General features: G+C 71.5%; 26 protein-coding genes. 11 read left to right on the top strand and 15 right to left on the bottom strand.

The features are described 5' to 3' along the window. Nucleotides 1-500 precede the first annotated feature (500 nt). Complete coding sequence (locus tag ACZ7FF_RS28590) at nt 501-1,865, bottom strand: S53 family peptidase (protein ID WP_470815531.1); 1,365 nt, start codon at nt 1,863-1,865, stop codon at nt 501-503. 252 nt (nt 1,866-2,117) lie between these two features. Beyond that, entirely contained in the window at nt 2,118-2,735 is a 618-nt protein-coding gene (locus ACZ7FF_RS28585; protein ID WP_470815529.1) for a TetR/AcrR family transcriptional regulator, read from the bottom strand. Between the two features lie 53 nt (nt 2,736-2,788). Between ACZ7FF_RS28585 and ACZ7FF_RS28580 the strand changes: the two genes are divergently transcribed. From ACZ7FF_RS28580 to ACZ7FF_RS28560, 5 genes are all read left to right on the top strand, one after another. Next, nucleotides 2,789-3,715: an oxidoreductase gene (locus tag ACZ7FF_RS28580; RefSeq protein WP_470815527.1), complete on the top strand. Its 927-nt coding sequence runs from the start codon at nt 2,789-2,791 to the stop codon at nt 3,713-3,715. 62 nt (nt 3,716-3,777) lie between these two features. Continuing rightward, nucleotides 3,778-4,560, top strand: coding sequence for an SDR family oxidoreductase (locus tag ACZ7FF_RS28575; RefSeq protein ID WP_470815525.1), 783 nt, complete (start codon nt 3,778-3,780; stop codon nt 4,558-4,560). 204 nt (nt 4,561-4,764) lie between these two features. Further along, nucleotides 4,765-5,535 carry a trypsin-like serine peptidase gene (locus tag ACZ7FF_RS28570; protein WP_470815523.1) on the top strand — a complete coding sequence of 257 codons (771 nt, stop codon included), beginning with the start codon at nt 4,765-4,767 and terminating at the stop codon, nt 5,533-5,535. A 159-nt stretch (nt 5,536-5,694) separates the two neighbouring features. Further along, nucleotides 5,695-6,639, top strand: coding sequence for a C40 family peptidase (locus ACZ7FF_RS28565; RefSeq protein WP_470815555.1), 945 nt, complete (start codon nt 5,695-5,697; stop codon nt 6,637-6,639). A 230-nt stretch (nt 6,640-6,869) separates the two neighbouring features. Further along, nucleotides 6,870-7,574, top strand: coding sequence for a phosphatase PAP2 family protein (locus ACZ7FF_RS28560; protein ID WP_470815521.1), 705 nt, complete (start codon nt 6,870-6,872; stop codon nt 7,572-7,574). Nucleotides 7,575-7,608: 34 nt separating this feature from the next. On the opposite strand, the gene ACZ7FF_RS28555 is transcribed toward ACZ7FF_RS28560, so the two are convergent. Further along, entirely contained in the window at nt 7,609-9,186 is a 1,578-nt protein-coding gene (locus tag ACZ7FF_RS28555) for an FAD-binding oxidoreductase (protein WP_470815519.1), read from the bottom strand. 323 nt (nt 9,187-9,509) lie between these two features. On the opposite strand from ACZ7FF_RS28555, the gene pstS reads away from it, so the two are divergent. The 4 genes from pstS to pstB all read left to right on the top strand — a co-directional run bounded on the left by pstS (nt 9,510) and on the right by pstB (nt 13,685). Continuing rightward, nucleotides 9,510-10,646 carry a phosphate ABC transporter substrate-binding protein PstS gene (pstS, locus tag ACZ7FF_RS28550; protein WP_470815518.1) on the top strand — a complete coding sequence of 379 codons (1,137 nt, stop codon included), beginning with the start codon at nt 9,510-9,512 and terminating at the stop codon, nt 10,644-10,646. Nucleotides 10,647-10,770: 124 nt separating this feature from the next. Further along, on the top strand, nt 10,771-11,778 hold the full coding sequence (pstC, locus tag ACZ7FF_RS28545) for a phosphate ABC transporter permease subunit PstC (protein WP_470815516.1): 1,008 nt from the start codon (nt 10,771-10,773) through the stop codon (nt 11,776-11,778). Continuing rightward, nucleotides 11,775-12,836: a phosphate ABC transporter permease PstA gene (pstA, locus tag ACZ7FF_RS28540; RefSeq protein ID WP_470815515.1), complete on the top strand. Its 1,062-nt coding sequence runs from the start codon at nt 11,775-11,777 to the stop codon at nt 12,834-12,836. The genes pstC and pstA overlap by 4 nt, the downstream gene beginning before the upstream one ends. Before the next feature lie 72 nt (nt 12,837-12,908). Next, nucleotides 12,909-13,685, top strand: coding sequence for a phosphate ABC transporter ATP-binding protein PstB (gene pstB / locus ACZ7FF_RS28535; protein ID WP_470815513.1), 777 nt, complete (start codon nt 12,909-12,911; stop codon nt 13,683-13,685). 495 nt (nt 13,686-14,180) lie between these two features. Here the strand turns inward: pstB and ACZ7FF_RS28530 are convergent, their stop codons facing one another. Both ACZ7FF_RS28530 and ACZ7FF_RS28525 read right to left on the bottom strand, forming a co-directional pair. Next, the gene (locus ACZ7FF_RS28530; RefSeq protein WP_470815511.1) at nt 14,181-15,179 is read right to left on the bottom strand and encodes an inorganic phosphate transporter; all 999 of its coding nucleotides are present in this window, start codon (nt 15,177-15,179) and stop codon (nt 14,181-14,183) included. Nucleotides 15,180-15,186: 7 nt separating this feature from the next. Then, on the bottom strand, nt 15,187-15,807 hold the full coding sequence (locus tag ACZ7FF_RS28525) for a DUF47 domain-containing protein (RefSeq protein WP_470815509.1): 621 nt from the start codon (nt 15,805-15,807) through the stop codon (nt 15,187-15,189). 217 nt (nt 15,808-16,024) lie between these two features. On the opposite strand from ACZ7FF_RS28525, the gene ACZ7FF_RS28520 reads away from it, so the two are divergent. Then, the gene (locus ACZ7FF_RS28520) at nt 16,025-16,330 is read left to right on the top strand and encodes a metal-sensitive transcriptional regulator (RefSeq protein WP_470815507.1); all 306 of its coding nucleotides are present in this window, start codon (nt 16,025-16,027) and stop codon (nt 16,328-16,330) included. A gap of 4 nt (nt 16,331-16,334) precedes the next feature. Here the strand turns inward: ACZ7FF_RS28520 and ACZ7FF_RS28515 are convergent, their stop codons facing one another. Both ACZ7FF_RS28515 and ACZ7FF_RS28510 read right to left on the bottom strand, forming a co-directional pair. Beyond that, nucleotides 16,335-16,493: a hypothetical protein gene (locus tag ACZ7FF_RS28515; protein ID WP_452965091.1), complete on the bottom strand. Its 159-nt coding sequence runs from the start codon at nt 16,491-16,493 to the stop codon at nt 16,335-16,337. A gap of 118 nt (nt 16,494-16,611) precedes the next feature. Next, entirely contained in the window at nt 16,612-17,487 is an 876-nt protein-coding gene (locus ACZ7FF_RS28510) for an SCO4651 family lipoprotein (RefSeq protein WP_470815505.1), read from the bottom strand. Nucleotides 17,488-17,630: 143 nt separating this feature from the next. Here ACZ7FF_RS28510 and ACZ7FF_RS28505 point away from each other — a divergent pair, with 143 nt between their 5' ends. Continuing rightward, on the top strand, nt 17,631-17,804 hold the full coding sequence (locus ACZ7FF_RS28505) for a hypothetical protein (RefSeq protein WP_470815504.1): 174 nt from the start codon (nt 17,631-17,633) through the stop codon (nt 17,802-17,804). Between the two features lie 8 nt (nt 17,805-17,812). Here the strand turns inward: ACZ7FF_RS28505 and ACZ7FF_RS28500 are convergent, their stop codons facing one another. The 8 genes from ACZ7FF_RS28500 to ACZ7FF_RS28465 form a co-directional block, all read right to left on the bottom strand. After that, nucleotides 17,813-18,226: an NUDIX hydrolase gene (locus ACZ7FF_RS28500; RefSeq protein WP_470815502.1), complete on the bottom strand. Its 414-nt coding sequence runs from the start codon at nt 18,224-18,226 to the stop codon at nt 17,813-17,815. Beyond that, nucleotides 18,223-19,320, bottom strand: a complete 1,098-nt coding sequence (locus ACZ7FF_RS28495) for a CHAD domain-containing protein (RefSeq protein ID WP_470815500.1) — start codon at nt 19,318-19,320, stop codon at nt 18,223-18,225. Before ACZ7FF_RS28495 ends, ACZ7FF_RS28500 begins: the two co-directional genes overlap by 4 nt. Then, on the bottom strand, nt 19,301-21,655 hold the full coding sequence (locus tag ACZ7FF_RS28490) for an RNA degradosome polyphosphate kinase (RefSeq protein ID WP_470815498.1): 2,355 nt from the start codon (nt 21,653-21,655) through the stop codon (nt 19,301-19,303). Before ACZ7FF_RS28490 ends, ACZ7FF_RS28495 begins: the two co-directional genes overlap by 20 nt. Before the next feature lie 240 nt (nt 21,656-21,895). Continuing rightward, nucleotides 21,896-22,822 (bottom strand): mycothiol synthase, encoded by a 927-nt coding sequence (mshD, locus tag ACZ7FF_RS28485; protein WP_470815496.1) that lies wholly within the window; start codon nt 22,820-22,822, stop codon nt 21,896-21,898. Between the two features lie 279 nt (nt 22,823-23,101). Continuing rightward, the gene (locus ACZ7FF_RS28480) at nt 23,102-24,580 is read right to left on the bottom strand and encodes a HAMP domain-containing sensor histidine kinase (RefSeq protein ID WP_470815495.1); all 1,479 of its coding nucleotides are present in this window, start codon (nt 24,578-24,580) and stop codon (nt 23,102-23,104) included. Then, entirely contained in the window at nt 24,577-25,311 is a 735-nt protein-coding gene (locus ACZ7FF_RS28475; RefSeq protein ID WP_470815493.1) for a response regulator transcription factor, read from the bottom strand. Before ACZ7FF_RS28475 ends, ACZ7FF_RS28480 begins: the two co-directional genes overlap by 4 nt. Nucleotides 25,312-25,515: 204 nt before the next feature. Then, nucleotides 25,516-25,749: a hypothetical protein gene (locus tag ACZ7FF_RS28470; protein WP_470815492.1), complete on the bottom strand. Its 234-nt coding sequence runs from the start codon at nt 25,747-25,749 to the stop codon at nt 25,516-25,518. A 13-nt stretch (nt 25,750-25,762) separates the two neighbouring features. Further along, complete coding sequence (locus ACZ7FF_RS28465; protein ID WP_470815490.1) at nt 25,763-26,824, bottom strand: S1C family serine protease; 1,062 nt, start codon at nt 26,822-26,824, stop codon at nt 25,763-25,765. Nucleotides 26,825-26,946: the final 122 nt, after the last annotated feature.

Genomic DNA, 26,946 nt, shown 5'->3' with positions numbered 1-26,946 from the left:
TCGTACGGTCACTCTGTGTATCACGGCAGGTCACCCCGGGCAACGAGGTCAGACCGGAACCTGTCGTGTGGTTCTGTCGTTGACCCCCTTTACGACCTGGCACGGTTTCTGACGGCAGGTCGGGTGAGGCGTCGCTTCGATGTTCTCACGCGCGGGGGGCGGAAAACGGACACAGGCCCCGGCGGCGGGCGCCGCGGGGCCTGTGGGGTGCGGGGTTCGGAGGGGTCGGCCGGTGAAGGCCGATACGCCCTCGGGGGTGCTCCGGCCGGTCGGGCCGTCGTAGCCCGATCGGGCGGTGTTCGCGCGGGCGGAGGTGCTGCGGTCCCGGCCCAACGCACAAGAGATGCAGGTGGGTTGCTCGGGGAGGGTGTCCCGGGCCGGGAAAACGGGTCGCGGCCGGCTGCCGTGACCCGTCCTCCCGCCGTGCCGCCGAGGGGACCCCACGTCCCCCTCAACTGGCGGCTCCCCGTGACCCGACGGGGCGGTCAGGCCGTGGTGGTTCAGCCCGTGAAGGCGTCCGTGCCCTCCGGGGTGCCCCAGCCGGTCGGGCCGTCGTAGCCGGACCTGGCGGTGCAGAAGTAGCTGGTGGAGCAGGAGCCGTTGTTGCCGCTGGTGACGTCGTTCAGCGCGGAGGTGCCGGCCGCGGCGTACGGGTACTGGGCCGGGTAGTCGCCGCTGCCCGGGGTGCCGGCCAGGGCGTAGACCGAGGCGATGATCGGCGAGGAGGCGCTGGTGCCGCCGTAGGTGTTCCAGCCGTTGCCGTCGGCGCCGTAGGTGTCGTAGACCGAGACGCCGGTGGCGGGGTCGGCGACGGCCGAGACGTCGGCGATCATGCGCTTCTTGCAGCCGGTGTCCGTCTGCCAGGTGGGCTTGGCGTCGTAGGCGGAGCAGCCGGAGCCGGTGCCCTCGGTGCTGGAGGTCTTCCAGACGGACTCGCTCCAGCCGCGGCTGTTGGAGGACGTCTTGAGGGCGGTGCCGCCGACGGCGGTCACGTACTTCGAGCCGGCCGGGTACTCGGCGCCGTAGGCCTCGTCGCCCGCGCTGGCGGTGATGGCGACGCCCGGGTGGTTGTAGTACTTGGAGTCGTACGAGGTGTCGGAGGAGGACTCCGAGCCGCCGTAGCTGTTGGAGACGAACTTCGCGCCCAGCTTGACGGCCTCGTTCACCGCGGTGCCCAGGTTGGCGTCGCTCGCGGTCTTCGCCTCGACCAGCAGGATGCTGCAGTTCGGGCAGGTCGCGCTGACCATGTCGAGGTCGAGGGAGATCTCGCCGGCCCAGCCGCTGTCGGCGGACGGCAGGGAGGTGGTCGAGCCGGTCTGGCCGACCTTCTCGAAGCAGCCGTTGTCGCTGGTGCAGTCCGGGAGGCCGTAGTACGACCGGTAGGCCGCGAGGTCCGCCTCGGCGTTCGGGTCGTCGTAGGCGTCGACGATGGCGACGGTCTCGCCGGAGCCGTTCGCGGCGGCCGCGTCCGAGAGGCCGTAGGCGGACTGGATGTCCGAGGGGCCGTAGCCGGTGGGGGAGTCGGCGGCGGCGTTCGGCCGGACCGTCTTCGGCGTGCTGCCCTTGAGGACCGCCTGCTTCTCCATGAAGGCGGTGGTGCCAGCGGTGACGCGCAGCGCGTCGCAGGCGGCGTAGCCCTTCTTCGGGGTCGCGGCGCAGGCCTTCGTGTACTGCACGTGGGCCTTGGCGACCTGGGCGGCGATCGCCTTGGTGCTCACCTTGTGGTGCGTGGTGGCGGGCTCCGCGCTCGCGTGTGCGGCGGTGCCGAGCCCGGCGATCAGCAGCGCGGCGGTGGCCGCCGCGGCGGAGCCGGCGCGGCGCCATCTGCCGCGTATGTGGGGGTTGGTGGGGGTGGTCGTACGCAAGGTACAGCCTCCTGTGAGTGGTGGGCAGAGGCCTGCGGGTGTGGGGGTCCACCGGCGGGGTACCGGTGGGGGCGGCGGCCCGCGACGACCATCGCGTTGTTGAGTACGCGACAACAAGAGGCTTTCGAAAACCTGACTTCCGCGTTGCCGAAGGCGGTACGGGGCTTACTGATCAATGACGCCTGGATGGCACTGAGCTGGGGGGGTCTTGACCGGCGTCACAGGTTGGCCGCTGGGTCAACGGCGCCTTTTTCAGCGGGGCTTGAGGCCGTTCAGCAGCAGGTGGACGTGCTCGTCCAGGCCGGCCATGGCCTCGCCGGCGTCGAGCGCGCAGCTGGCGATGAGGGCGGCCAGGCCGTGCAGGCTCGCGGCCGCGACCAGGGTGAGGCGCTCCGGGTCGCCCCGGACGATCAGGCCCTGCTCCTGGGCGTCCGCGAACATCCGGGTGAGGGAGCCGAGTGAGCGGTCGACGGCCGCGGCGAGCTGGGCGGAGCTGTCGGGGTCGTGCTTGCGCGCGAACATCAGCTCCAGCAGCTCGGGATGGTCGACGGCGAAGCCGAGGTAGGCCCGCGCCAGCGCCGTCATCCGTCCCTCGAAGGACTGGTCCGGGCCGTCCGCCGCGCCGTCCAGGGACTGGTTGAGGCGCTCGTACCCGTCGAGCGCCAGGGCGTCGAGCAGGGCCTGCTTGTCCCTGAAGTGGCGGCCCGGGGCGGCGTGGCTCACGCCGATGTCGCGGGCCAGCTCGCGCAGCGAGAGCGCGCCGGCCCCCTTGTCGCGCAGGGTGCGCTCGGCGCTCTTGAGCAGGGCGGCGCGCAGGTCTCCGTGGTGATAGGGGCGACTCGCCGAGGACGTACGCGACATGCGGACCATCGTATCGCGATGTTGTCATTGACAGCATTGTTGGCGATGCCTACATTGGCGGCATGGCCGATACGACCGACGCGCGCGGCGCGCGCAAGTGGAACGCGACCCACCTCCCCGACCTGAGCGGCCGTACGGCCGTGGTCACCGGCGCCAACAGCGGCATCGGCTTCGCCGCCGCCGAGGCGCTGGCCCGCGCCGGGGCGCACGTGGTGTTCGCCGTACGGGACCTCGCGCGGGGCGGCGCCGCCGCGGCGCGGGTCAGCGGCAGCACCGAGGTGCGCCGCCTGGACCTGGCGGACCTCGACTCGGTGCGCGAGTTCGCCGCCGGCTGGGACCGCCCGCTGGACCTGCTGATCAACAACGCGGGCGTGATGATGCTGCCGGAGCAGCGCACCCGGCAGGGCTTCGAGATGCAGTTCGGCACGAACCACCTCGGGCACTTCGCGCTGACGAACCTGCTGCTGCCCCACGTCACGCACCGGGTGGTGACCGTGTCGTCCACCTATCACGCGATGGGCGACAAGGTGATCCACTTCGAGGACGTGAACCTGCGGGGCGGCTACCACCCGACGCGTGCCTACGCCCAGTCGAAGCTGGCCAACCTGCTGTTCACCCTGGAACTCCAGCGCCGGCTGGCCGAGGCGGGCTCCCCCGTCCGCGCCCTGGCGGCCCACCCCGGCTACGCGGCCACCAACCTCCAGAGCCACGCGGCCAGCCCCCTGTCCCGGGTGGTCATGCGGCTGGGCAACGTCTTCCTCGCCCAGGACGACAGGGCCGGCGCCCTGCCCACCCTCTACGCCGCGACCCAGGACCTGCCGGGGGCGTCGTACGTCGGCCCCGACGGCCTCGGCGGGATGCGCGGCGCGCCCACCCTCGTCGGGCGCAGCGCGGCGGCGAGCGACCCGGAGGCTGCGCGGCGGCTGTGGAGGCTGTCGGAGGAGCTGACCGGGGTCGAGTGGAAGGACGCGCCCGCCGTCCGGCCCTGATGCCGCGGTCCCGAACGGTTACGGTGACAGGAAGGACCCTCCCCAGGACACACGGACCCACGATGGCGGCAGCGGCGGGCGGCAGCGGCCCGGTGGACTTCCGGCTCGACGGCCGTACGGCCCTCGTGACCGGGTCGGCGCGCGGGCTCGGCCTGGAGATGGCGCGCGGGCTCGCCGGAGCCGGAGCGCGGGTGGTCCTCAACGGGCGGGACCCCGCCAGCCTGGAGGCGGTGGCCGCCCGGCTGTGGGACGAGGACGGGTACGACGTCACGGCCGCCGCGTTCGACGTCACCGACCGGGAGGCCGGGGAGCGGTTGGTCGGGACGCTGGGCGCCCTCGACATCCTGGTGAACAACGTCGGCCACCGGGACCGGCGGGGCGTCAGCGAGATGACGCCGGAGGAGCTGAACGCGCTGCTCGACGTCCATCTCACCTCCGCGTACGCGCTGAGCCAGCAGATGGCCCGCGGGCTGGCCGGACGCGGGGTCCCGGGCCGCATCGTCAACGTCTGCTCGGCGGTGGGCCAGTTGGGCCGCACGGGTGACGTCGGCTACGCCACCGCGAAGGCCGGCCTGGACGGCCTGACCAGGGCACTCGCCGCGGACCTCGGCCCGAGCGGCACGACGGTCAACTCGGTGGCGCCGGGCACCTTCGCCACCGGGGCCGACGCGGATCTCGCGACGGACCCCCGCTGGGAGGCCTGGCTGCGCACCCGCACGGCCCTCGGCCGCTGGGGCCGCCCCGAGGAGATCGCCGGCGTCGTCGTCTTCCTCGCGAGCGACGCGGCCTCCTTCATCACCGGCCAGACCATCGCGGTGGACGGGGGCATGACGACGACGTTCTGAGGGGGGTCCGGGGTCGTGCGAAGGCCCGGCCCCCCGACGAGCCGTGGGGCCGGTGGGGCGGTTCATCCGATTCGACGCACGGGGGAGGCAGGTGGGAGGGGGGCCGGGTACGGTGGTGCTGCACCGGCCATCGGAAGGTTTCTGCGGAAAATCTCAGTGAAGTCGGGACGGGTTTCTCACCTTCGTGAGACAGAGTGAGGGCTGATGAAGCGCATCTCACGCATCTCGGTCACCTCGCGTCCCGCTCTGCTCGGGGCTGTGGTGATGCTCGCCCTGACCTCGGCGTCCGTGGCTGCCGCCGACGACGGGCCGGGCCCCTTCGGGGTCACCGCGGACGCCGTCGCCTCCCTGCGGAGCGCACGGGTCGGCGCGCTGTTCGGCGCCGACCGGGCGGGCAACCTGGCCGGCGGGCACTACTGCACCGCCTCGGTCGTGCACAGCCCGCACGGCAACCTCATCGTCACCGCGGCGCACTGCGTGAACGGCGCCGACAGCAACCTGGTGTTCGTGCCGGGCTACCGGAACGGCCGGGCGCCCTACGGGGTGTGGAAGGTGACGCGCCGGTTCCTGCCCGACGGGTGGGCCAGGGACCAGGACGAGGACAGCGACATCGCCCTCGCCACCGTGGCGGACCGGGGCGGCAGGTCGATCGAGGAAGTGGTCGGCGCCAACCGGTTCATGCCCGGGACGGCCACCGGCGCGACCGCGGTGACCGTCACCGGGTACCCGGACGCCCGCGAGGTGCCCATCCGCTGCACCAACAAGCCGCACTCGCACAGCCGCACGCAGCAGCGCATCGACTGCCCCGCGTTCACCGCCGGCACCAGTGGCAGCCCCTGGATCAACGGCGACGGACAGGTCGTCGGCGTCCTCGGCGGCCACGAGGAGGGCGGCTCGACGGACGACGTGTCGTACAGCGTGGTCCTCGGGTCGCAGGCGGCCGAGCTGTACCGGGACGCCATAGCCGCCTCCTGAGGTCACTGAGGTGGCGTCAGGCCGGAGCCTCCAGCCGTGAAATGCCGCCACTTCCCGACCAAATGGCTTTGAACCGCGCCCGCATGGGGGAAAGTTGGACCCGTGCGGAAGGTATGGGTGATCGGTGGGGCGGCCGTCGGGCTCGGGACGGGCTTCGTCATGCTGCTCGTCGTCGGGGTCTACATGGTCGCCGGCAACCTGGTGGGCGGGCTGGCCACGGGCGGCCGCGCGCTCGCCAAGGGCGCCGTGCCCGCCGCCTACAAGCAGCTCGTGCAGCAGTGGGGCAACCTGTGCCCGGCGCTCAGCCCGGCGCTGCTCGCCGCCCAGCTCTACCAGGAGAGCGGCTGGAACCCGACGGTCGTCAGCCCGGCCGACGCCCAGGGGATCGCGCAGTTCATCCCGAGCACCTGGGCCACGCACGGCATCGACGGCAACGGCGACGGCAAGCGGGACATCTGGGACCCGAACGACGCCATCCCGTCGGCCGCGTCGTACGACTGCGAACTCGCCAAGTACGTCAAGGACGTTCCCGGCGACGTCTCCGACAACATGCTCGCCGCCTACAACGCCGGTGCCTACCGGGTCATAAGGGCGGGCGGGGTGCCGGCGATCCGCGAGACGCAGGACTACGTCAAGCGCATCCGCAGCCTGGCGGAGAGCTTCGCCGCGCCGGCCGCCAGGCTCGACCCCACCCGGCAGGCCGCCGGCGCCATCGGCTTCGCCCAGAAGAAGCTCGGCACGCCCTATCTGTGGGGCGGCGAGGGCACGGCCGAACAGGGTGGGCGCTTCGACTGCTCGGGGCTGACCCAGGCCGCGTACGCGAGCGTCGGCATCACGCTGCCGCGCGTGGCCAACGACCAGTACAACGCGGGCCCGCACCCGACCCGCAGTCAGCTCCTGCCGGGCGACCTGGTGTTCTTCTCCACCGACCTCGGCGACTCCCGGGCCATCCACCACGTGGGCATCTACGTGGGCGGCGGGTACATGATCGACGCGCCGCGCACGGGAGCCGTCATCCGGTTCGACCCGATCGACAGCCCCGACTACTTCGGCGCCACCCGGGTGACCGAGGATGGCGCAAAAGCGCTGCCCACGGCGGTGTGAACCAAGCGTGAACCCATGCCCTGAGCTGCGGAGATGAGTCTCTCTTCGATAACGTCTGCGTGATCATTCAGTGGAGAGTGGAACGTATGGGTGGGGGCCGTGCGTTCCTGTTGACGTAGCCGAGCGGACGTCAGTGCGGCAGTGCAGCGGAAGCGGATCTACGCACCACGGGGGGCAGGAGCGACGCACACGAGGTGCGTCCGGGAAACCGACGAAGGGGCCGCAGCACCATGGCTGTACTCGCCGAATCCGGATCGAACCCCGACGTCGAACTGCTCTACGACATCAACGGCCTGGCCAAGGACGCCCCGCACTGGTTCGACCGGGTCATGGAGTTCGTGGGCGAGTACGGCCTGCTGCTCGCGATGGTCCTGCTCGTGCTGTGGTGCTGGTGGTCCGTGCGCCGCCGCGGCGGCGAGGACGCGGCGTCCTCGGTGGCCGCGCTGGTGTGGGCGCCGCTCGCGGCCGGCATCGCGGTGCTGGTGAACATCCCGATCCGGGGCTTCGTCGAACGCCCCCGGCCGTTCGTGGACCACCAGGGACTGGACGTCCTCGTCCCCGGCAAGACCGACTTCTCCTTCGTCAGCGACCACGCCACGATCACCATGGCGCTCGGGGTGGGCCTCTTCGTCGCCAACCGGAGGTTCGGCGTCGCCGGGATCGCCCTCGCGCTGCTGGAGGGCTTCTGCCGCGTCTTCATGGGCGTCCACTACCCGACCGACGTCGTCGGCGGCTTCGCCCTCGGCACCGCGGTCGCGCTGCTGCTGTCCCCGCCGGCCACGGCGCTGCTCACCCCGCTGATGCGGGCGGTGGAGCGGTCGCCGCGGGCCGGACGGATCGTGCGGCGCCGGCCGGTGGGCGGGGCGCAGGAGGGCGCCCTGCTGCCCGGCGCGCGTACGCCGGTCGAGTCGGAGGAGCGGGACCTGGCCGCGTAGCGGGCGGCGCCCCCGAGGGGGCGCCGGGCTGCGGCTACAGGCCCTGGCCGTAGGAGAAGAAGCGGTTCGGGTCGTACTGCTTCTTCACCTTGCCCAGGCGTGACACCGCGTCACCGTAGTAGGCGGTGCGCCAGTTCGTCAGCGTGGGGTCCGTGTAGTTCTGGTAGGCCGCGCCGGAGGCGTAGGGGGCCATCGCCTTGTGGGCCGAGGTGAGCCACGACTGGGCCGTCGCGCCGGAGGCCCCCGCGCCCCAGGAGGCGATGTACTGGGTCAGCATCCGGGAGCGGCGGTGCACGAAGGCCGTGGCCGTGGGGGAGACGCGGTTGACCGCGCCGCCGAGGGCGGTGAAGGCGATGCTGCCCGCGCCGCCGCGCACCGAGCCGATCTGCCGCAGCACGGTCTGGATGCCCGCGGCGGACAGCGAGCGGTCGAAGAAGTCGGAGCGGGCCGCGTAGGTCTCGCGGCCGAGCCTGCCCTGCGGGGACCGGCCCGGGGTGGAGCCCGGCAGGTGGCACTGGGGCTCGGTGGAGAAGGAGGAGCAGCCGGCGTAGATCTCCATGGCCTCCTCGTAGCCCCGTCGGCGCAGGGAGACGGAGGTGGCGTTCGCGCCGGCCTGGTGGGCCAGGCGGTCCACGGCGTTCTGGAGCTCGCCGTAGGTGCCGAGGGAGAAGCAGGCCACGGAGATGCTCGGGGTGCGGCCCGGCGAGCACTCCAGGTGCAGGGAGGACCAGATCTCGTCGGGCTGGCTCGGGCCCCACTCCTGCCAGGCCTTGAGGACGGCCGCGGCCTTGGCCCAGGGCCAGGTCATGTACGCGGTCACCGCCTGCGGTGCCGGGTGGGTGCGGAACTGCAGCTCGGTGACGACGCCGAAGTTGCCGTTGCCCGCGCCGCGCAGCGCCCAGAAGAGATCGGAGTGGGACGTGGCGTTCGCGGTGACCTGGGTGCCGTCGGCCGTGATCACGGTGGCCTGGGTGAGGCTGTCGCAGGTCAGGCCGTAGGCGCGGGAGGCGACGCCGTGGCCGCCGCCGAGCACCAGGCCGGAGACGCCGACCGTGGGGCAGGAGCCCGCCGGTATGGTCACGCCCTTCGCGCCGAGCCCCCGGTAGACGTCGATCAGCTTGGAGCCGGCGCCGACCACCGCCGTGCCGCCGCCGACGCGGATCCCGTTCAGCCGGGAGACGTCGAGGACGAGCCGGCCGTCGCCGGAGGAGTAGCCCGCGTAGGAGTGGCCGCCGTTGCGTATCGAGACCTTCAGGCGGTGGGCCTGGGCGTACGACAGGGTCGTACGGATGTCCCCGGCGTGGGCGACGTAGGCCACCGCGGCGGGCTTCAGGCCGTCGAAGCGGGTGTTGTACAGCTGGTGGGCCGTGGGCCAGCTCGCGTCGCCGGGCCGCACCAGGGTGCCGTCCAGGTCGTGGGCGAGGGCCGTCCAGTTCGAGGCGGCGGCCGCGCTGGTGGTCTTCAGAGACGTGAGGGAGGATGAGGACGCCCCGGCCGTGCCCGACGGGTGCGTCGAGGCCGCGGCGGAGTGGCCCCCGCCCGTACCGCACGCGGTCAGTGCCGTCGTCGCCAGGGCGGCCGCGCCGCCCGAGATGAACGTACGCCGTTCCATGTCTCCGTCGCCTTTCCTCGGCTCTCCTGGAACGAGACGACGGCGGGCAGGACAGGGTTCCCCCGTTCGGGTGATGAACACCGAATACGCGTTCGCGTAACCCGGCAGTCGGGACCGGGGCGTGCTCTACCCGTAAGCATTCCGTTACCTCACCGGGCCGACGGCAGGGGTTCACCCGTCGTTCACTTACGGCCTTCGGCGGCTTCACCTGTTCTGCCTAATTTCGGCCGTGCACGGTGCGGAGCGCGGCCTTACATGCACTCCAGCACTCACTTACCTCGCACGCCGCCGACAGCGGCGGCTCCTGGAAGGAACTTCCGAAAGTGATGCTTCAGCGCAAGAACCGGCTGCGCGCCCTTTCCCTCGGTGCTGTCGCCGTGACCGGCGCCCTGGCCCTGACGGCGTGCGGCTCCGACGACAACGGTGGCGGTTCCAAGGCGTCGGGCAACCCGTCCACGGCGGCCAACGCCAGCTCGATCAAGTGCGACAACGCCAAGGGTCAGCTGCTCGCAGACGGCTCCTCCGCGCAGAAGAACGCGATCGACGCCTGGGTGAAGAACTTCTCCCAGGCCTGCGGCGTGCAGATCAACTACAAGGGTGGCGGCTCCGGCGCCGGTGTCACCGCGTTCACGCAGGGCCAGGTGGCCTTCGCCGGTTCCGACTCCGCGCTGAAGCCGGAAGAGGTCGCGGCCTCCAAGAAGGTCTGCACCGGTGGCGGCCAGGGCATCGACCTCCCGATGGTCGGCGGCCCGATCGCCCTCGGTTACAACGTCCCGGGTGTCGACAACCTGGTCCTGGACGCCCCGACGATCGCCAAGATCTTCGACAGCAAGATCACCAACTGGAACGACCCGGCGATCAAGAAGCTGAACCCCTCGGCGAAGCTCCCCGACCTCAAGATCCAGGCGTTCCACCGCTCGGACGAGTCCGGCACCACGGACAACTTCACCAAGTACCTGATCGCCTCCACCCCGGCCAACTGGAAGTACTCCGGCGGCAAGGCCTGGCAGGCCAAGGGCGGCCAGTCCGCTCCGCAGTCCGCGGGTGTGGCCCAGCAGGTGAAGCAGACCTCCGGCGCCATCGGCTACTTCGAGCTCTCCTACGTCCAGGACGGCATCAAGGCCGTCTCGATCGACACGGGTGCCAGCAAGCCGGTCGCCCCGAGCACCGAGAGCGCCACCGCCGACATCGCCGCCGCCCAGGTCGTCGGCACCGGCAAGGACCTCTCCCTGAAGCTGGACTACAAGACCAAGGCCGAGGGCGCGTACCCGATCACCCTGGTCACGTACGAGATCATCTGCGACAAGGGCAACAAGTCCGACACCCTGCCCGCCACCAAGGCCTTCCTGAACTACATCGCCAGCGAGGACGGCCAGAAGATCCTCTCGGGCATCGGCTACGCACCGGTCCCCGACGCGATCATCAGCAAGGTCCGCACCACCATCGCGGGCCTCAGCTGACCTGATCCGAGAGTGCGGCCCGGTTCCCACGGCCTCCCCGCGGGCCGGGCCGCACCGTCCGGTGCACCGCCGCCACGAGCCGCACACCCAAGGAGGTGGACGGCTCCGCAGACCGGAGATCCCGATGGACATATCGACGAAGACGACAGACGCTCCACCCCCCGCCCCCCAGCCGGCCGTGACCGAGACGAAGCGCAACGCCCGCGGCGCGACCCGCCCCGGTGACCGCATCTTCCTCGGGCTCTCCCGCGGCTCGGGCATCCTGCTGCTGGTGATCATGGCCGCGATCGCGGTCTTCCTCGCCTACCGTGCCACCCTTGCGATCAGCAAGGACCACGGGAACTTCCTGACCACCTCCGAGTGGAACACCAACCTCCAGCCGGCGACCTTCGGCATCGCGGTGCTGGCCTTCGGCACGATCGTCTCCTCGGTCATCGCCATGGTCATCGCGGTCCCGGTCGCGGTGTCGATCGCGCTGTTCATCACGCACTACGCGCCCCGCCGGCTGTCCGGCCCCGTCGCGTACGTGATCGACCTGCTCGCCGCCGTGCCGTCCATCGTGTACGGCCTGTGGGGCGCCCTGATCCTGGTGCCGCACATGAACGGCCTGTACGGCTGGCTCAACGACTTCTTCGGCTGGACCGGAGTCTTCTCCTGGGACCAGGGCGCGCCGCGCTCGATGCTGACCGTCGGCATCCTGCTGGCGATCATGATCCTGCCGATCATCACCAACGTGAGCCGCGAGGTCTTCCGCCAGGTCCCGCAGACGCACGAGGAGGCGGCCCTGGCTCTCGGCGCCACGCGCTGGGAGGTCATCCGCATGTCCGTGCTGCCCTTCGGCCGCTCCGGCGTGATCTCCGCGTCCATGCTCGGCCTCGGCCGCGCGCTCGGCGAGACGATGGCCGTGGCCACCGTGCTCTCGCCGGACTTCATCATCCACGCCAGCCTGCTCAACCCGGGCGGCGGCACCTTCGCCCAGAACATCGCCAGCAAGTTCAGTGAGGCCGACGAGTTCGGCCGGGACGCGCTCATCGCCTCCGGTCTCGTCCTGTTCGTCATCACGCTGCTGGTCAACGGCGCGGCCCGGCTGATCATCGCCCGTCGCGCGGAGTACTCGGGGGCCAACGCATGAGCACCGCAGCCGTCAACGACCGGCGCCCCAGCACCCTGCGGGCCGCCAGCCTGCCCAAGTGGACGCCGTGGGCGATCGCCGGTGGCTCCCTCGTCCTGGGCATCGCCGTCAGCCTGGCCGCCGGCCTGGACAGCAAGATCCAGTGGGCCCTGATCGCCGCGGTCCTGTTCGTCGTCGGCACGTACGTCATCGCCGCGCGCGTCGAGGGGCGCCGGCAGGCCAGGGACCGCATCGCGACCAGCGTCGTGTGGGTCGCCTTCGTGCTCGCCGTGATCCCGCTGGTCTCCCTGATCTGGGTGACTGTGGCGCGCGGTGTGAAGGTCCTGAACGTCTACTTCCTGACCCACTCCATGGGCGTCGTCGCCGACACCGAGCCCGGCGGCGGCATCTACCACGCCATCATCGGCAGCCTGGAGCAGGTCGGCCTCGCCACCCTGATCGGCGCCCCGGTCGGCGTGCTCACCGCGATCTACCTGGTGGAGTACGGCCGCGGCCGGCTCGCCAAGACGGTCACCTTCTTCGTCGACGTGATGACCGGCATCCCGTCGATCGTCGCCGGTCTGTTCATCCTCAGCCTGATGCTCATCTTCCAGATGCAGCCGTTCGGCTTCGCCGGTTCGCTGGCCCTGGCCATCCTGATGATGCCGGTCGTGGTCCGCTCCACCGAGGAAATGCTCAAGCTCGTCCCGAACGAGCTGCGCGAGGCGTCCCTGGCGCTCGGCGTGCCGAAGTGGCGCACCATCCTGAAGGTGGTCCTGCCGACCTCCATCGGCGGCATCACCACGGGCGTCATGCTGGCCGTGGCGCGTATCGCGGGCGAGACCGCTCCGGTGCTGCTGCTGGTGTTCGGCAACCCGTTCATCAACAACAACCCGTTCGAGGGTGCGCAGTCGTCGCTGCCGCTGTACATCTACCAGCAGTTCGCCAACAGCGCGGGCGCGGGTGCGGCGTACGACAGGGCATGGGCGGCCTCGCTCACGCTGATCGCCTTCGTGATGATCCTCAACCTGGTGGCCCGCGGCATCGCCCGCTGGAAGGCCCCGAAGACCGGTCGCTGAGGCGACTAGATCCGGCTCCGCCGGGCGGAGCCACACAGCGACCGAGCTTGAATTTCTGGAAGTGAAGTAGACATGGCCAAGCGAATCGACGTAAGCGGACTGACCGCCTACTACGGCTCCCACAAGGCGATCGAGGACATCTCGATGACCGTCGAGCCGCGTTCGGTGACGGCGTTCATCGGCCCCTCCGGCTGCGGCAAGTCGACGTTCCTGCGCACGCTGAACCGCATGCACGAGGTCACCACGGGTGGCCGCGTCGAGGGCAAGGTGCTGCTCGACGACGAGGACCTCTACGGCCCCGGCGTCGACCCGGTGTCCGTGCGGCGCGAGGTGGGCATGGTCTTCCAGCGCCCGAACCCGTTCCCCACGATGTCGATCTACGACAACGTCGCGGCGGGCCTGCGCCTGAACGGCAAGTACCGCAAGAGCGAGCTGAACGACATCGTCGAGAAGTCGCTCAAGGGCGCGAACCTCTGGAACGAGGTGAAGGACCGCCTGAACAAGCCGGGCTCCGGACTGTCCGGTGGCCAGCAGCAGCGGCTGTGCATCGCGCGGGCGATCGCCGTGGAGCCGAAGGTCCTGCTCATGGACGAGCCCTGCTCCGCCCTGGACCCGATCTCGACCCTCGCCATCGAGGACCTGATCGGTGAGCTGAAGGAGCGCTTCACGATCGTCATCGTGACGCACAACATGCAGCAGGCGGCGCGCGTCTCGGACCGTACGGCGTTCTTCAACCTCGCCGCGGTCGGTCAGCCGGGCCGGCTGATCGAGATCGACGACACCGAGCGGATCTTCTCCAACCCGTCCGTCCAGGCGACGGAGGACTACATCTCCGGCCGCTTCGGCTGACGGACGCTGCCGCTCCGGCTGGGCCGGGGTGGCGTCGGACCCCTCGCGGTGCTGCATGGCGGTGCCACCGCGAGGACGCAAGAGGGCCCGCCCCTGGCTTTCGGGGGCGGGCCCACTGCGTTCGGCTTATGCCTGCCTCGGGGGCTCCGCCCCCAACCCCGCCGGGGCCCCGCCCCTGGCCCCCTCCGCCCACCCACCCGACTCGGTCGGCCGAGAGGCGAAAGTGCGAGGTGGGGAAGTGAGACGCCCGCATGTGTCGGCGCACCTGGAAGCCGGGCACGCCCGCCTGGCACGCCCGCCTGGCGCGGTCGGCGGGGAGGCGAGATCAAGGGCCGCTGCCCCCCCGGCTCGTCGGCCTAGGGGCGAGGGATGAGGGGGCGTCCCGGCTTCGTCGGGTGAGGGATGCCCCGTGGCTGAAAAGGGGTGTGGGGAAATGGCGCGCCCACCCTCTCGGCCGGTGGCGAGGTGGGTGGGCGGGGTGGGGTGGGAGGGGGGTCAGAGGACCGTCAGGTTCACCACTCCGAAGGCCGCCGCGGCCACCAGGGCCGCTGCCGGCATCGTGATGAACCAGCCGAGGACGATGTTCTTGGCGACGCCCCAGCGGACCGCGTTGACGCGCTTGGTGGCGCCCACGCCCATGATCGCGGAGGTGATCACATGGGTCGTGGAGATCGGCGCCTTGAAGAGGTACGCCGTACCGAACATGATCGACGCGCCGGTGGCCTCCGCGGCGAAGCCCTGCGGCGGGTCCAGCTCGATGATCTTGCGGCCGAGGGTGCGCATGATGCGCCAGCCGCCCGCGTACGTGCCGAGGGACAGCATCAGCGCCGAGACGATCTTGACCCAGACCGGGATCGGGTCGCCGAAGGTCTCGTGGCCGGAGATCACCAGGGCCATGACCACGACACCCATGGTCTTCTGGGCGTCCTGGAGACCGTGGCCGAGGGCCATGCCGGCCGCGGAGACCGTCTGCGCCATGCGGAAGCCCCGCTTGGCCTTGTGCGGGTTGGCCCGGCGGAAGAGCCACATGATCGCCAGCATCACCAGGTAGCCGACGATGAGGCCCACCACGGGGGACAGGAACATCGGGATGATGATCTTGTCGATCACGCCGTTCCAGTGCACCGCCGTGCCGCCCGCGAGTGCCGCGCCGACCAGGCCGCCGAACAGCGCGTGGGAGGAGGACGAGGGCAGGCCGAAGTACCAGGTGACCAGGTTCCAGGTGATGGCGCCGATCAGCGCCGCGAAGAGGATCCCCATGCCGGTGGCGCCGGAGGGCGTCTCGATCAGGCCCTCGCTGACGGTCTTGGCGACCCCGGAGCCCAGGAAGGCGCCGGCGAGGTTCATCACCGCCGCCATGGCCAGGGCCGCCCGCGGGGTCAGCGCCCGCGTGGACACCGACGTGGCGATGGCGTTCGCCGAGTCGTGGAAACCGTTCGTGTACGTGAAGAAGAGCGCGACCGCGATGGTCACGACCAGGGCGAAGGTGGCCATCGAAGTCTCAGGACTCCTTGACGGCGATGGTCTCCACCGTGTTCGCCACGTGCTCGAACGCGTCCGCCGCCTCTTCCAGGACGTCCACGATCTGCTTGAGCTTGAGCACCTCGATCGCGTCGTACTTGCCGTTGAAGAGCTGGGCGAGCAGCTTGCGGTGGATCTGGTCCGCCTGGTTCTCCAGCCGGTTGACCTCGATCCAGTACTCGGTGAGGTTGTCCAGGGTGCGGAGGTTCGGCATGGCCTCCGCGGTCAGCTCGGCCGCCCTGGCGAGCACCTCGATCTGCTGCTCGACGCCCTTCGGCAGCTCCTCGACGTTGTAGAGGACGACCAGGTCGACGGCCTCCTCCATGAAGTCCATGATGTCGTCGAGCGAGCCGGCGAGGGCGTAGATGTCCTCGCGGTCGAACGGCGTGATGAACGAGGAGTTCAGCTGGTGGAAGATCGCGTGCGTGGCGTCGTCGCCTGCGTGTTCCGCTGCCCGCATCCGCTCCGCGATCTCGGCCCGGGCGGAGGAGTCCGCCCCGAGCAGTTCCATCAGGAGTTTCGAGCCGGTGACGATGTTGTCCGCGGATGCGGCGAACATGTCGTAAAAGCTCGTCTCCCTGGGGGTCAGACGAAAGCGCACGTGGGGTCCTCGGGGTGCTTCGGTTTCGGTCAGGCTGATGCTAGGCGCATCATCCGGCCACGGCTATCGGGCCGCACCCCAGTGTCGCCCATCGGGCAAAGTGATCATCAGGGGGGCGTACCAAGGGCCACATACCCCGCGATGTTCGGTACCATATACCCACTAGGGGTATGTACCGCGATCGTGTCCACAGCCCGTCCCGAGATGGAGGCCCGCGATGACGACGACCGAGGCCGGCGCCACGCACGGCTACCACGAGCAGAAGGACGAGCACCTCAAGCGACTGCGCCGGATCGAGGGGCAGATCCGCGGTCTGCAGCGGATGGTCGACGAGGACACCTACTGCATCGACATACTCACCCAGGTCTCCGCGTCCACCAAGGCGCTGCAGTCCTTCGCGCTCCAGCTGCTGGAGGAGCACCTGCGCCACTGCGTGGCCGACGCGGCCCTCAAGGGCGGCGAGGAGATCGAGGCGAAGGTGGACGAGGCGACGAAGGCGATCGGCCGGCTGCTGCGGACCTGAGGGCTCAGGCGTCCCGCTCCTCGGCCACCCGCAGCACCTCGTCGATGCTCTCCAGGCTGAGCCGGTCCTCGGCGGCCGAGGCCGCGATGATCAGCTCGCCGCACAGCTCGATCTCGGCGAGGGCCACGTGGTCCTGAACCGCCGTGCCGCCGACCGGAGCCACCTGCCTCACCTCTTCCCTGCCGTCACCGACTTCCTAGAGTAGGCAGCGGTCTACACGCCGCGCATGGCACGGACGGGCTACTTACGGGGTGGCGTCCCGGACTAGTGCCCGGCCGGTTTCAGGCCTCGTCGCCGCGGTCGTCCCCGCCGTCGTCCTCGGCGATGCGGCCCGCGTAGATGTCCCGGGAGCGCGGCAGGCGCACGTCGGCGGGGGCGCCGAAGTCGTACAGCAGCAGGGTGGAGGCGACCGCCACCGGGGTCTTCTGCCGGCCGTTGACGAAGCTGAAGCGCTGCCTGAGCTTGCGGATGCGGCCCTGGTCGTCGAGGTAGACGTCGAACGGGACCTCGACCGTGGCGAACCCTTTCGCCGCGGCCGCCAGGGACTGCCTGACGTCCGCGGAGGCGTAGCGGGCGGCGCGGCCCAGGTCCGCGGTCCCCCGGTAGTGCCGCACCGGGATCCCGCCGACCTCGGTCCGGCCGACGTAGACCGCCCCCCGGGTCCCGCGCAGCACCTCGGCCGCCGCGTACGGGTCGGTCGCGCCGCCGGTGACCAGGTTGCCGTCGGAGAGCGAGGCGGTCTCCACGCGCACCCACTTGTCGGTGGGCACACCGGCCCCCCGGTTCTTCATGAACAGCGCGCCCGGCGCGAGGAGTTCCGTGATGGGCCGGTGCTCGGAGGCGCCCGCCGGGTCCTCGGGCAGGACGACGGTGAGCTGTCCGAGGTGGTGCCGGTAGTCGTAGACGCCCCGGCCGCGGATGGTGACCAGGGTGCCGCCGGTCGCCATCTCCATGGAGGTGCTGGCCTTCGAGCTGCCGGCGCCGAGCAGGGCGCCGGCGGCCCGGGTGAGGGTGGCGACCGGGTCGCCCGCGCCGCCCTTCACGTCCTCGGCGGCGGCACCGGTGCCGGAACAGCCCGTGCCGGTCGCCCCGAGCCCGAGCATGATGCCCACCGCCACGACCGTCCTGCCCGCGTGCCTGCGCTCCCGCCGATCCATCGCCTGCCTACCCCCAGCCGGTACGTCCGTCACGGGAACCCTGTCGCCCGGTTAACGACGGGTAGGGGACTGTCGTCACGCGCTGCCGAAGCCTGGGAAGGCGCACACGAACGCTTGGGGCCGCACTGGGTAACGTTGTCGGTGTGGCGCAGCAGGACGGGCCGGCGCGAGCCGGGCAGGGGCAGGAACATCTCACGACGACGACGGAACAGGGCCGCTTCTGCGTGGCCCGCTGCAGCTGCGGCTGGCGCGGGCCGGCCCGGCGGGCGCGCAGCCAGGCCCGCGCGGACGCGAGCGGGCACACGGACGGGCCGTAGCCCGGTCGCTACAGGTGCCCGGCCGGGCGGAACAGCGCGTCCACCAACTCCCGGTCGCGGGGCTGGGTGAGGCGGGCGCGGGCCGCGACGGGGGACAGCCAGAGGATGCGGTCCACCTCGTCGTTAGGCGTGAAGCGGCCGGCCGCGGCCTCGGCCGCCCAGTAGCGCACCTGCTTGGGGCGGCCGTTCGCGAGGTAGCGCATGGTCGGCAGCTCGGCGCCGGGCCTGGCCCCGTACCCGGTCTCCTCCGCGACCTCCCGCAGGGCCCCGGCGAGCGGGTCCTCGCCGCGCTTGAGCTTGCCCTTCGGGTGGGACCAGTCGTCGTACTTCGGCCGGTGGACCAGGCAGATCTCCAGGGCGCCGTCCACCGGGGAGCGGCGCCACAGGACGCAGCCCGCCGCCCGGACCAGGGTGTCGTTCACACCGCCTCCACCGTCGCCTTCTGCCACGCCTGCTGGAACGCGAACCTGGCCGCCTCCACCTCGTGCCGCTGGTCGGCGTGGAGGACGCCGAGCGCGTACGCCGTCGCCGGGGCGATCCTGGGCGTGCGGGCCGCCTGGGCGGCCGCCGCGGCCGCCTCCGAGGCGTCCCGGTGCCGGTTCAGTGCCTGGCCCGCGGCCAGCAGCCGGACGTCCACGGGGGCGTTGCCGCCGTGGAGCACCTCCCTGGCGTACCGGTGCAGGCGCAGCAGCAGGCGGACCTGGTGCCAGGGGCCGTCCTGGGGGTGCGGGGACGGGTCGGGGGACAGGCCGTGGACCAGGGCCTCGGCGTTGTAGGGGTGGCCGGCAGTGACCAGGGGCAGCGCCGCGACGGCGTCCGTGAGGCGCTCCTCCGCCGCGGCCGCGAGGGGGCGGAGGCCGGTGGTGGGGGCCGCCGGGGTGAGCAGCACCTCGCTGGCGAGCACGGCGAGCTTGTCGGCGACGGCGTGGAAGCGGGAGGAGCCGAGGGCCTGGAGGGCGGTCGAGTGGGCGCGGGTCCGGGCCAGGGTCAGCTGTCGTTCGAGCAACGCGCCGGCCTTCGCGGCGCCGACCGTGAGGTTGCCGCGTTCCAGGACGGCCGTGGCGCCGGCCGGGCCGCCGGCGCTCTCCAGCCCCGCCGCGCCGTCGACGGCCTGGGCGGGGAACACCGAGGCCCCGGACAGCCGGTGCAGGGCCAGCAGCAGCCGTTCCAGCCGGGCCTCGTAGGAGTGTTCGAGGCCGAGGGTGCCGGACAGCCAGGCCAGCTCGGGCCGCATCTCCTCCGACCAGTCGGGGTCCAGCAGGGGGCGGAAGGTGTGCAGGCTGCCGCTGATGCGGCGGGCCGAGCGCCGCAGGGCGCCGGCCGCGTCGACGGACTCCTTCGCGCCGTTCCCCCCCGCGCTCGCTCGCGCGGGGGAGCCCCCGTTGCCCCCGGTCTCCCGGTGCAGGCGCAGGGCGCGGAGGAACTCCGTGGCCTGGGCGCGCAGGTAGCCCGCGAGGGCGTCCCCGGTCACCACCCCGGCCGTGGGGTCCGTCGGGTCAAGGTGTTGCTGTGCCACGCCGGCGCCTCCGGGCGTCTATGAGCATCTCCTGGACGTTGCGCAGGGGCTGTCCGTCCGCGTCGGTCGCGTGCCGGGTCCACTCGCCGTCGGCGCCGAGGTGCCAGGAGGCGGTGGTGTCGGACATGCCGGTGTCGAGCAGCCGGTTCAGGGACGCCCGGTGGCCGGGGTCGACGACCCGGACCAGGGCCTCTATCCGGCGGTCGAGGTTGCGGTGCATCATGTCGGCGCTGCCGATCCACACCTCGGGCTCGCCGCCGTTGCCGAAGGCGAACACGCGGGAGTGCTCGAGGAAGCGGCCGAGGACGGAGCGCACCCGGATGTTCTCCGACAGACCCGTGACGCCGGGGCGGATCGCGCAGATGCCGCGCACCCAGACGTCGACCGGTACGCCCGCCTGGGAGGCCCGGTAGAGCGCGTCGATGACCGCCTCGTCGACCATCGAGTTGACCTTGATGCGGATGAAGGCAGGACGGCCCGCGCGGTGGTGCTGGGCCTCCTTGTCGATCCGCGAGACAAGGCCGTCGCGCAGCGACTTGGGGGCCACCAGCAGCCGGCGGTAGGTCTCGCGGCGCGAGTAGCCCGACAGCCGGTTGAACAGGTCGGAGAGGTCCGCGCCGACCTGCGGGTCGGCGGTGAGCAGGCCGAGGTCCTCGTAGAGCCGGGCGGTCTTCGGGTGGTAGTTGCCGGTGCCGACGTGGCTGTAGCGGCGCAGGGTCTCGCCCTCCTGGCGGACCACCAGCGACAGCTTGCAGTGCGTCTTCAGGCCGACCAGTCCGTAGACGACGTGGCAGCCGGCCTCCTCCAGCTTCTTCGCCCACTTGATGTTGGCGTGCTCGTCGAAGCGGGCCTTGATCTCCACCAGGACCAGGACCTGCTTGCCGGACTCGGCGGCGTCTATGAGCGCGTCGACGATCGGGGAGTCGCCGGAGGTGCGGTACAGGGTCTGCTTGATCGCGAGGACGTCCGGGTCGTCGGCGGCCTGCTGCAGGAAGGCCTGCACGGAGGTGGAGAAGGAGTCGTACGGGTGGTGCAGCAGCACGTCCCGCTGGCGCAGGGCGGCGAAGATGTCGGGCGCCGACGCCGACTCGACCTCGGCGAGGTCACGGTGGGTGCCCGCGACGAACTTCGGGTACTTCAGGTCCGGCCGGTCCAGGCCGTGGATGCGGAAGAGACCGGTGAGGTCCAGCGGGCCGGGCAGCGGGTAGACCTCGGCCTCGGAGATCTTCAGCTCGCGGACCAGCAGGTCCAGCACCTCGCGGTCGATGGACTCCTCGACCTCCAGGCGCACCGGCGGGCCGAAGCGGCGCCGCATGAGCTCCTTCTCCAGGGCCTGCAGGAGGTTCTCGGCGTCGTCCTCCTCGACCTCGAGGTCCTCGTTGCGGGTGAGGCGGAAGGCGTGGTGCTCCAGCACCTCCATGCCCGGGAACAGCTCCTCCAGGTGCGCGGCGATCACGTCCTCGACGGGGACGTAGCGGCCGGGGCTGCTCTCCAGGAAGCGGGACAGCAGCGGGGGCACCTTCACGCGCGCGAAGTGCTTGTGGCCGCTGACCGGGTTGCGCACGACGACGGCCAGGTTCAGGGACAGGCCGGAGATGTACGGGAACGGGTGCGCGGGGTCCACCGCCAGCGGGGTGAGGACCGGGAAGATCTGGTGCCGGAAGAGCGTGAACAGGCGGGCCTGCTCCTTGTCGGTCAGCTCGCTCCAGCGGACCAGGTGGATGCCCTCCTCCGCGAGCGCGGGGGCGACGTCCTCGTGGTAGCAGGCGGCGTGCCGGGCCATCAGCTCGCGCGAGCGGGCCCAGATCATCTCCAGCACCTCGCGGGGCTGCAGCCCGGAGGCGGAGCGCGTCGCCACGCCGGTGGCGATGCGGCGCTTCAGGCCGGCCACCCGGACCATGAAGAACTCGTCCAGGTTGCTGGCGAAGATCGCGAGGAAGTTGGCGCGCTCCAGCAGCGGCGTGTTCGGGTCCTCGGCCAGCTCCAGGACCCGCTCGTTGAACGCGAGCCAGCTGCGTTCCCGGTCGAGGAAGCGCCCCTGCGGCAGGGGGGTGCCGCCGGCCTTCATCTCGTCGTACGCGTCGAGGTCGGCGTCGAGGTCGGGCTCCAGGTCGGAGACCGAGCCGGCGACGGTCCGCGAGCGGTGCGCGGCTATGGAGCCCACGTCGGGCTGGATGTGCTTGATCTCTGCCTGGGCGTCTTGCTGACTCATGAACCCATTCTTCCGCGCGGCGGGCATCACAGGCGCGTCGGAACGTGCGGGCGGGAGCGTCACGGCCCCGTTTTCCGCGGGCCCCTCGGGGGGCGGCGAAGGCTCTGGCACGGCGGGCTTCATTGGCCGAGCGTCGCAAGCTCGTCTGAATCGATGGTTACGAAGACATGACGTGCGGGATAGCGAGGGGCGGCCCCCGGGGGTTTGCGTCGCGAAAGCGACGGATTTCGTACGGGACCGTACGCCCTTCGGTCGGTCCGGGCCACCCCCGGGGGCGGCAGCCACCGTGCGGCCGCCGCGCAGGAGGCACGGGAGAGGGCCCCGGCCGGCCCGGCCGGGGCCCTCACGGGTGTCGGGTCCTTGTCACGTCTCGGTGCGGTACATGAGGTCCGTCTCGTACGTCGTGAACCCGAGCCGTTCGTACACCGACACGGCCGCCTTGTTGTCGGCGTCGACGTAGAGCATCGCGGTCGGCAGCCCCTGCCCGGCGAGATGGCGCAGGCCGATCGTGGTGAGGGACTTGCCGAGGCCGCCGCCCTGCTCGCCGGGGCGGACACCGAGCACGTAGACCTCGCCCAGGCCCTCCTCGGCGTGCACCTTGGTCCAGTGGAAGCCGGCCAACTCGCCGCGTCGCTCGGCCAGGAAGAACCCGGCCGGGTCGAACCACGGCTGGGACTTGCGGTCGTCGAGGTCCCGCTGGGTCAGCGAGCCCTGCTCGGGGTGGTGGGCGAACGCGGCGGAGTTGACCGCGAGCCAGGCCGCGTCGTCCTTGCCGGGCACGAAGTTGCGCACGCTCACGCCCTCCGGCAGCACCGGGTCGGGCAGCTCCAGGTCCGTCAACGAGCGCCGCATCTGGCGCAGTTCGCGGAACAGGGTCAGCCCCAGCACCTGGGCGAGGTGGCGGGCGGCGGAGTGGCCGCCGTGCGCCCACACCCGCAGGCGCTTGCCGGAGGCGGCGAGCAGGGCCGCGCCGAGCGCCCGGCCGTGCCCGTGCCCGCGCTGCGCGGGGTGGACGACGAGTTCGGCGGCCGGGGCCTCCACCGGGTCGGTGTCCTCCAGCTGGGCGTAGCCGACGAGTTGGCCGTCGACGGACAGCAGCAGGTGCGTGACGCCCGCGCGGGCGCCGCCGCGCAGCTGCAGCCGGCCCTGCTCGGACACCGGTTGCTGTCCGTCGACCCGGGCGGCCTCGCCGAGCAGTGCCAGCACGGCTTCGGCCTGGTCCGGACCGAGCGCGGAGTAGGTCTCGATGGAGCGGGAGGAGAAGGCCCGTACGGCGTCGTCGCTGCTCATGCGTAGAGACTACGGCAGCCGACCGGTCAAACCCGGGTGAAGGACACTTCGGTTCCGCAATTTCCCCGCGAATTGTGTGCGGCGGTATTTAATCGAGTCTCCGGTGGAATTCGTCTTTTACCGACCTGCGGACGAGATGGGTGGAAAGCCCCACGTCGGAGCCTTGTATCGCCGTTGAGTGATGCTGGCGGAGAGTTTATCGGCGAAATTCACGGAAGGAGGAGAAGAGGCGCCTCAAACCCGTTACCGGGCCACCGGAGCAGGCGCCTTCTCCGGCGGCTACGGCTGGTCGTCGACCGGCTCCGGCGGGGCCGTCGGGGCGCCCGGGAGGCGCACGGTCGCCACGGTGCCGCCGTCCGGGGCGCGCGTCAGGGTGACCTCGCCGCCCGCCTGCTGGACGGTGCGCGCGACGATGGACAGGCCGAGGCCGGAGCCGGGGAGGGCGCGGGCGCTGGGGGAGCGCCAGAAGCGGTCGAAGACGTGCGGGAGTTCGTCCTCGGGGATGCCGCGGCCGTGGTCGCGGACGGTGAGGACGCCCTCGCTCAGCCGCACCTCGACCGCGCCGCCCTCGGGGCTGAACTTGACCGCGTTGTCGAGGACGTTGACGACCGCCCGTTCCAGCGCGGAGGGCTCCGCCCGGACGAACCAGGGCTCCAGGTCCGCCGTGATCGTCAGCTCGCGGCCGCGCAGGCGGGCCCGGCGCAGGGCGGCCTCGACGGTGTCCTGGAAGGACACCACCTGGACGCGCTCGCCGCGCTGGCCCTCGGAGCGGGAGAGCTCCTGCAGATCGCCGATGAGGGACGCCAGTTCCGTCATCTGCGCCTTCACCGAGTCGAGGAGCGCCTTGCGGTCCTCCGGCGGCAGCGGGCGGCCCGTCTCCTCGCTGCGGGTGAGGAGTTCGATGTTGGTGCGCAGGGAGGTGAGCGGGGTGCGCAGTTCGTGGCCGGCGTCCGCGATGAGCTGCTGCTGCAGCTCACGGGAGTTGGCCAGCGAGCCCGTCATGGAGTTGAAGGACCGGGACAGCCGGGCCACCTCGTCCTCGCTGTCCTCCTCCACGGGGATGCGGATGGTCAGGTCCTCCGTGCGGGCCACGTGCTCCACGGCCTCGGTGAGCTTGTCCACCGGGCGCAGACCCGCACGGGCCACGGCGAGGCCCGCCGCGCCGGCGCCCACGACACCGACGCCGGACACCAGGAGCAGGATGAGCGCGAGGTCGTTGAGGGTCTTCTCGGTGTTCTTCAGGGGGACGGCGATCATCAGGGCCGCGCCGGGGAACACCTGCGGACCCACGTCCGTCTCGGCCACCAGCGGCATGGTCAGCACCCGCACGTCGTTGCCGCTGGTGTCCGTGCCGTTGCGGAGGATGCCGCCGCTGTGGTTGCCCGCGTTCCTGACGACGACCCGGTCGGCGGACGTGGTCTTCACGGTGCCGGCGGAGTCCGGCAGGACGCAGGGCGTGCCGTCCGCCTTGACCAGCTGTGAGTAGAAGCTGTCGTGCGTGCGCAGGCCGCTGCCGTAGCCGGGCTCCGTCGGCTTCTGCAGGCACGTGGTGAGCAGGGCGTAGATCGCGTTCCGGTCCACGGGGCGCGGCGACGACTTCTGCAGGTCGTTGTCGACCTGGTCGTACAGCTTCCCCTGGACGATGAACCAGCAGGTCACCGACACCGCCGCGACCGCGAACGCCACGGCCGCCGCGACCAGCATCGCCAGCCGGGCCCGGATCGGCAGCGTGCGGTAGCGCCGTACGAGCTTGTTCACTCGGCGCCGCCCTGGCGCAGGACGTACCCGACGCCCCGCACGGTGTGGACGAGGCGGGGCTCGCCGCCGGCCTCGGTCTTGCGGCGCAGGTACATGACGTAGACGTCGAGGGAGTTGGAGGAGGGCTCGAAGTCGAAGCCCCAGACGGCCTTGAGGATCTGCTCGCGGGTCAGCACCTGGCGCGGGTGTGCCATGAACATCTCCAGGAGCGTGAACTCGGTGCGGGTGAGTTCGACGTGCCGGCCGCCGCGCGTGACCTCACGGGTGGCGAGGTCCATGCGCAGGTCGCCGAAGGTGAGGGCCTCGTCCTCCTGGGCCTCGGGGGAGATGGCCGCGGCGTAGGAGCTGCGCCGCAGCAGGGCCCGGATCCGGGCGAACAGCTCGTCCAGTTCGAAGGGCTTGACCAGGTAGTCGTCGGCGCCCGCGTCCAGGCCGGTCACCCGGTCGCCCACGGTGTCGCGGGCGGTGAGCATGAGGATCGGGGTGGTGTCCCCCGCACCGCGGATGCGGCGGGCCGCCGTCAGGCCGTCCATGCGGGGCATCTGGATGTCCAGGACGACCAGGTCCGGCCGGTAGGCCGTGGCCTTGTCCAGCGCGTCCGCGCCGTCGACGGCGACCTCGGTCTCGTACCCCTCGAAGGCGAGGCTGCGCTGCAGCGCCTCGCGTACGGCCGGCTCGTCGTCGACGATCAGGATGCGCTGGGTGTCACGGTCGCCTTCGGCGGGGCTCATGCTCGCGATTCCTCGGGGTGCGGTCGGTGGGCGTGCCAGGGTCGGGTGCTTCTCAGCCTGCCACGTCGGGGAGCCGCCGGGCACGTGCGGCGCCGTGCGGGGTGGGAGGGGCAGGGGCCTGGCGCCCGGTGGGGTCCGCGGTGCGGTGGGACCGCGAGCCCGGCGCGTCCGGGTGGCGGGGGCGGGGTGCCCGGCGGGCGTGGGTCAGGCGCCCAGGACCGCGAGGCTGCCCATCGTGGTCAGGCGGCGCAGCGGGACCTTGCGGCGGTGCGGACGGTCGGCGGAGGTGCGCAGGCCCATCAGCTGGGGGACCGGCGCCGGGATGATCTCCGGGGCGCGGGGGGCGGGCGGTGTGTGCAGGGCCTCGGCGATCCCGAGGGCGATGGTGACGTCGGCCGGGCCGCGGCCCGCGGGCTGGTGCGAGAACTTCCGGATCATGACGTGTTCCCTTCTAACTCTGCGAGCCCGAGCGGAGCTTGGCCAGATCGGACTTGACCGTGTTGACGGGGATCGCGAAGCCGAGGCCGATGCTGCCCGCGTCCGAGGACGAGGAGGACTGCTGGCTCGAGGAGTACATCGCGGAGTTGATGCCGATGATGTTGCCGCCGGCGTCGATCAGGGCGCCGCCGGAGTTGCCGGGGTTCAGGGACGCGTCGGTCTGGATGGCCTTGTACGTCGTCGTGGACGAACCGGTGTCGCCGTTGAACTGGCGGCCGCCGAACTGGAACGGCCACTGGCCGTCACCGCCCTGGCCCTGCCCCTGGCCCTGTTCGGTGGAGACGGTCACGTCCCGGTTGAGCGCGGAGACGATGCCGCTGGTGACGGTGCCGGTCAGGCCCTCGGGGGAGCCGATCGCGACGACCGTGTCACCGACCTGGACACCACTGGAGTTGCCGAGGGCCGCGGTCCTGAGGCCCGAGGCGCCCTTCAGCTTGATCAGCGCGAGGTCCTTGGAGCTGTCGGTGCCGACGACGTCGGCGGCGTAGCTCTTGCCGTCGCTGGTGCGCACCTTGATCGACTGCGCGCCGGCGATGACGTGGTTGTTGGTGACGACCTCGCCGCCGGAGGAGATGACCACACCGGAGCCGGTGGAGGAGCCGTCGCTGAGGGTCGCGTTGATCTCGACCACGCTCGGGGTGACCGCGGCGGCGATCGCGGCGACGTCGCCCTTCTTGCTCGACGGCACCACGGCGGTGCTGGTGCCGGCGGCGACCGTGTCCTTGCCGGTCAGCTCCTGGAAGGCGTACGCCGTGCCGCCGCCGACCGCCGCCGCGACGATCGCGACCGCCGCGAGGAGGGCGACCGGACCCCGGGGGCGCTTCTTCCCGGGCTCGGGCGCCGGCGGCACCGCGCTCGTCGCCGCCGCAGGCTCGTACGGCGGCGGGGGCGGCCACACGGGGTTCACGGGAGCGGAGTAGCTGTACTGCTGGGCGTACGCACCCTGGGGTTCGCCGTACGCGCCCTGGGCGTCGTCGTACTCGTACTCGCCGCTGCGGCGGATGCTCTCGGTCATGACAAGAAGGGTCCCCCGTGACCATGAGAGCTTCCTGAGTGCTTGCTGAGAAGCCCGGCAGAACCTCGTTTGCCCGATATAAAGGCGCTTCCGGCGGGCCGGGACCCGCTCTCAGCCGCCTC

This window comes from Streptomyces sp. NPDC037126 (genome assembly GCF_055605965.1).
The sequence above is the reverse complement of the archived record's forward strand: the minus strand, read 5'-3'. Positions and strand labels throughout refer to the sequence as shown.

Coding starts and splice junctions, on each gene's coding strand:
- ACZ7FF_RS28580 (WP_470815527.1), top strand. CDS start 2,789: ATGGCCGATACGACCGACGCGCGCGGCGCGCGCAAGTGGAACGCGACC.
- ACZ7FF_RS28520 (WP_470815507.1), top strand. CDS start 16,025: ATGACGACGACCGAGGCCGGCGCCACGCACGGCTACCACGAGCAGAAG.
- ACZ7FF_RS28560 (WP_470815521.1), top strand. CDS start 6,870: ATGGCTGTACTCGCCGAATCCGGATCGAACCCCGACGTCGAACTGCTC.
- ACZ7FF_RS28490 (WP_470815498.1), bottom strand. CDS start 21,655: ATGAAGCCCGCCGTGCCAGAGCCTTCGCCGCCCCCCGAGGGGCCCGCG.
- ACZ7FF_RS28475 (WP_470815493.1), bottom strand. CDS start 25,311: ATGAGCCCCGCCGAAGGCGACCGTGACACCCAGCGCATCCTGATCGTC.
- ACZ7FF_RS28470 (WP_470815492.1), bottom strand. CDS start 25,749: ATGATCCGGAAGTTCTCGCACCAGCCCGCGGGCCGCGGCCCGGCCGAC.
- ACZ7FF_RS28570 (WP_470815523.1), top strand. CDS start 4,765: ATGAAGCGCATCTCACGCATCTCGGTCACCTCGCGTCCCGCTCTGCTC.
- pstA (WP_470815515.1), top strand. CDS start 11,775: ATGAGCACCGCAGCCGTCAACGACCGGCGCCCCAGCACCCTGCGGGCC.
- ACZ7FF_RS28530 (WP_470815511.1), bottom strand. CDS start 15,179: ATGGCCACCTTCGCCCTGGTCGTGACCATCGCGGTCGCGCTCTTCTTC.
- ACZ7FF_RS28565 (WP_470815555.1), top strand. CDS start 5,695: ATGCTGCTCGTCGTCGGGGTCTACATGGTCGCCGGCAACCTGGTGGGC.
- pstC (WP_470815516.1), top strand. CDS start 10,771: ATGGACATATCGACGAAGACGACAGACGCTCCACCCCCCGCCCCCCAG.
- ACZ7FF_RS28510 (WP_470815505.1), bottom strand. CDS start 17,487: ATGGATCGGCGGGAGCGCAGGCACGCGGGCAGGACGGTCGTGGCGGTG.
- pstB (WP_470815513.1), top strand. CDS start 12,909: ATGGCCAAGCGAATCGACGTAAGCGGACTGACCGCCTACTACGGCTCC.
- ACZ7FF_RS28585 (WP_470815529.1), bottom strand. CDS start 2,735: ATGGTCCGCATGTCGCGTACGTCCTCGGCGAGTCGCCCCTATCACCAC.
- ACZ7FF_RS28465 (WP_470815490.1), bottom strand. CDS start 26,824: ATGACCGAGAGCATCCGCCGCAGCGGCGAGTACGAGTACGACGACGCC.
- ACZ7FF_RS28575 (WP_470815525.1), top strand. CDS start 3,778: ATGGCGGCAGCGGCGGGCGGCAGCGGCCCGGTGGACTTCCGGCTCGAC.
- mshD (WP_470815496.1), bottom strand. CDS start 22,822: ATGAGCAGCGACGACGCCGTACGGGCCTTCTCCTCCCGCTCCATCGAG.
- ACZ7FF_RS28555 (WP_470815519.1), bottom strand. CDS start 9,186: ATGGAACGGCGTACGTTCATCTCGGGCGGCGCGGCCGCCCTGGCGACG.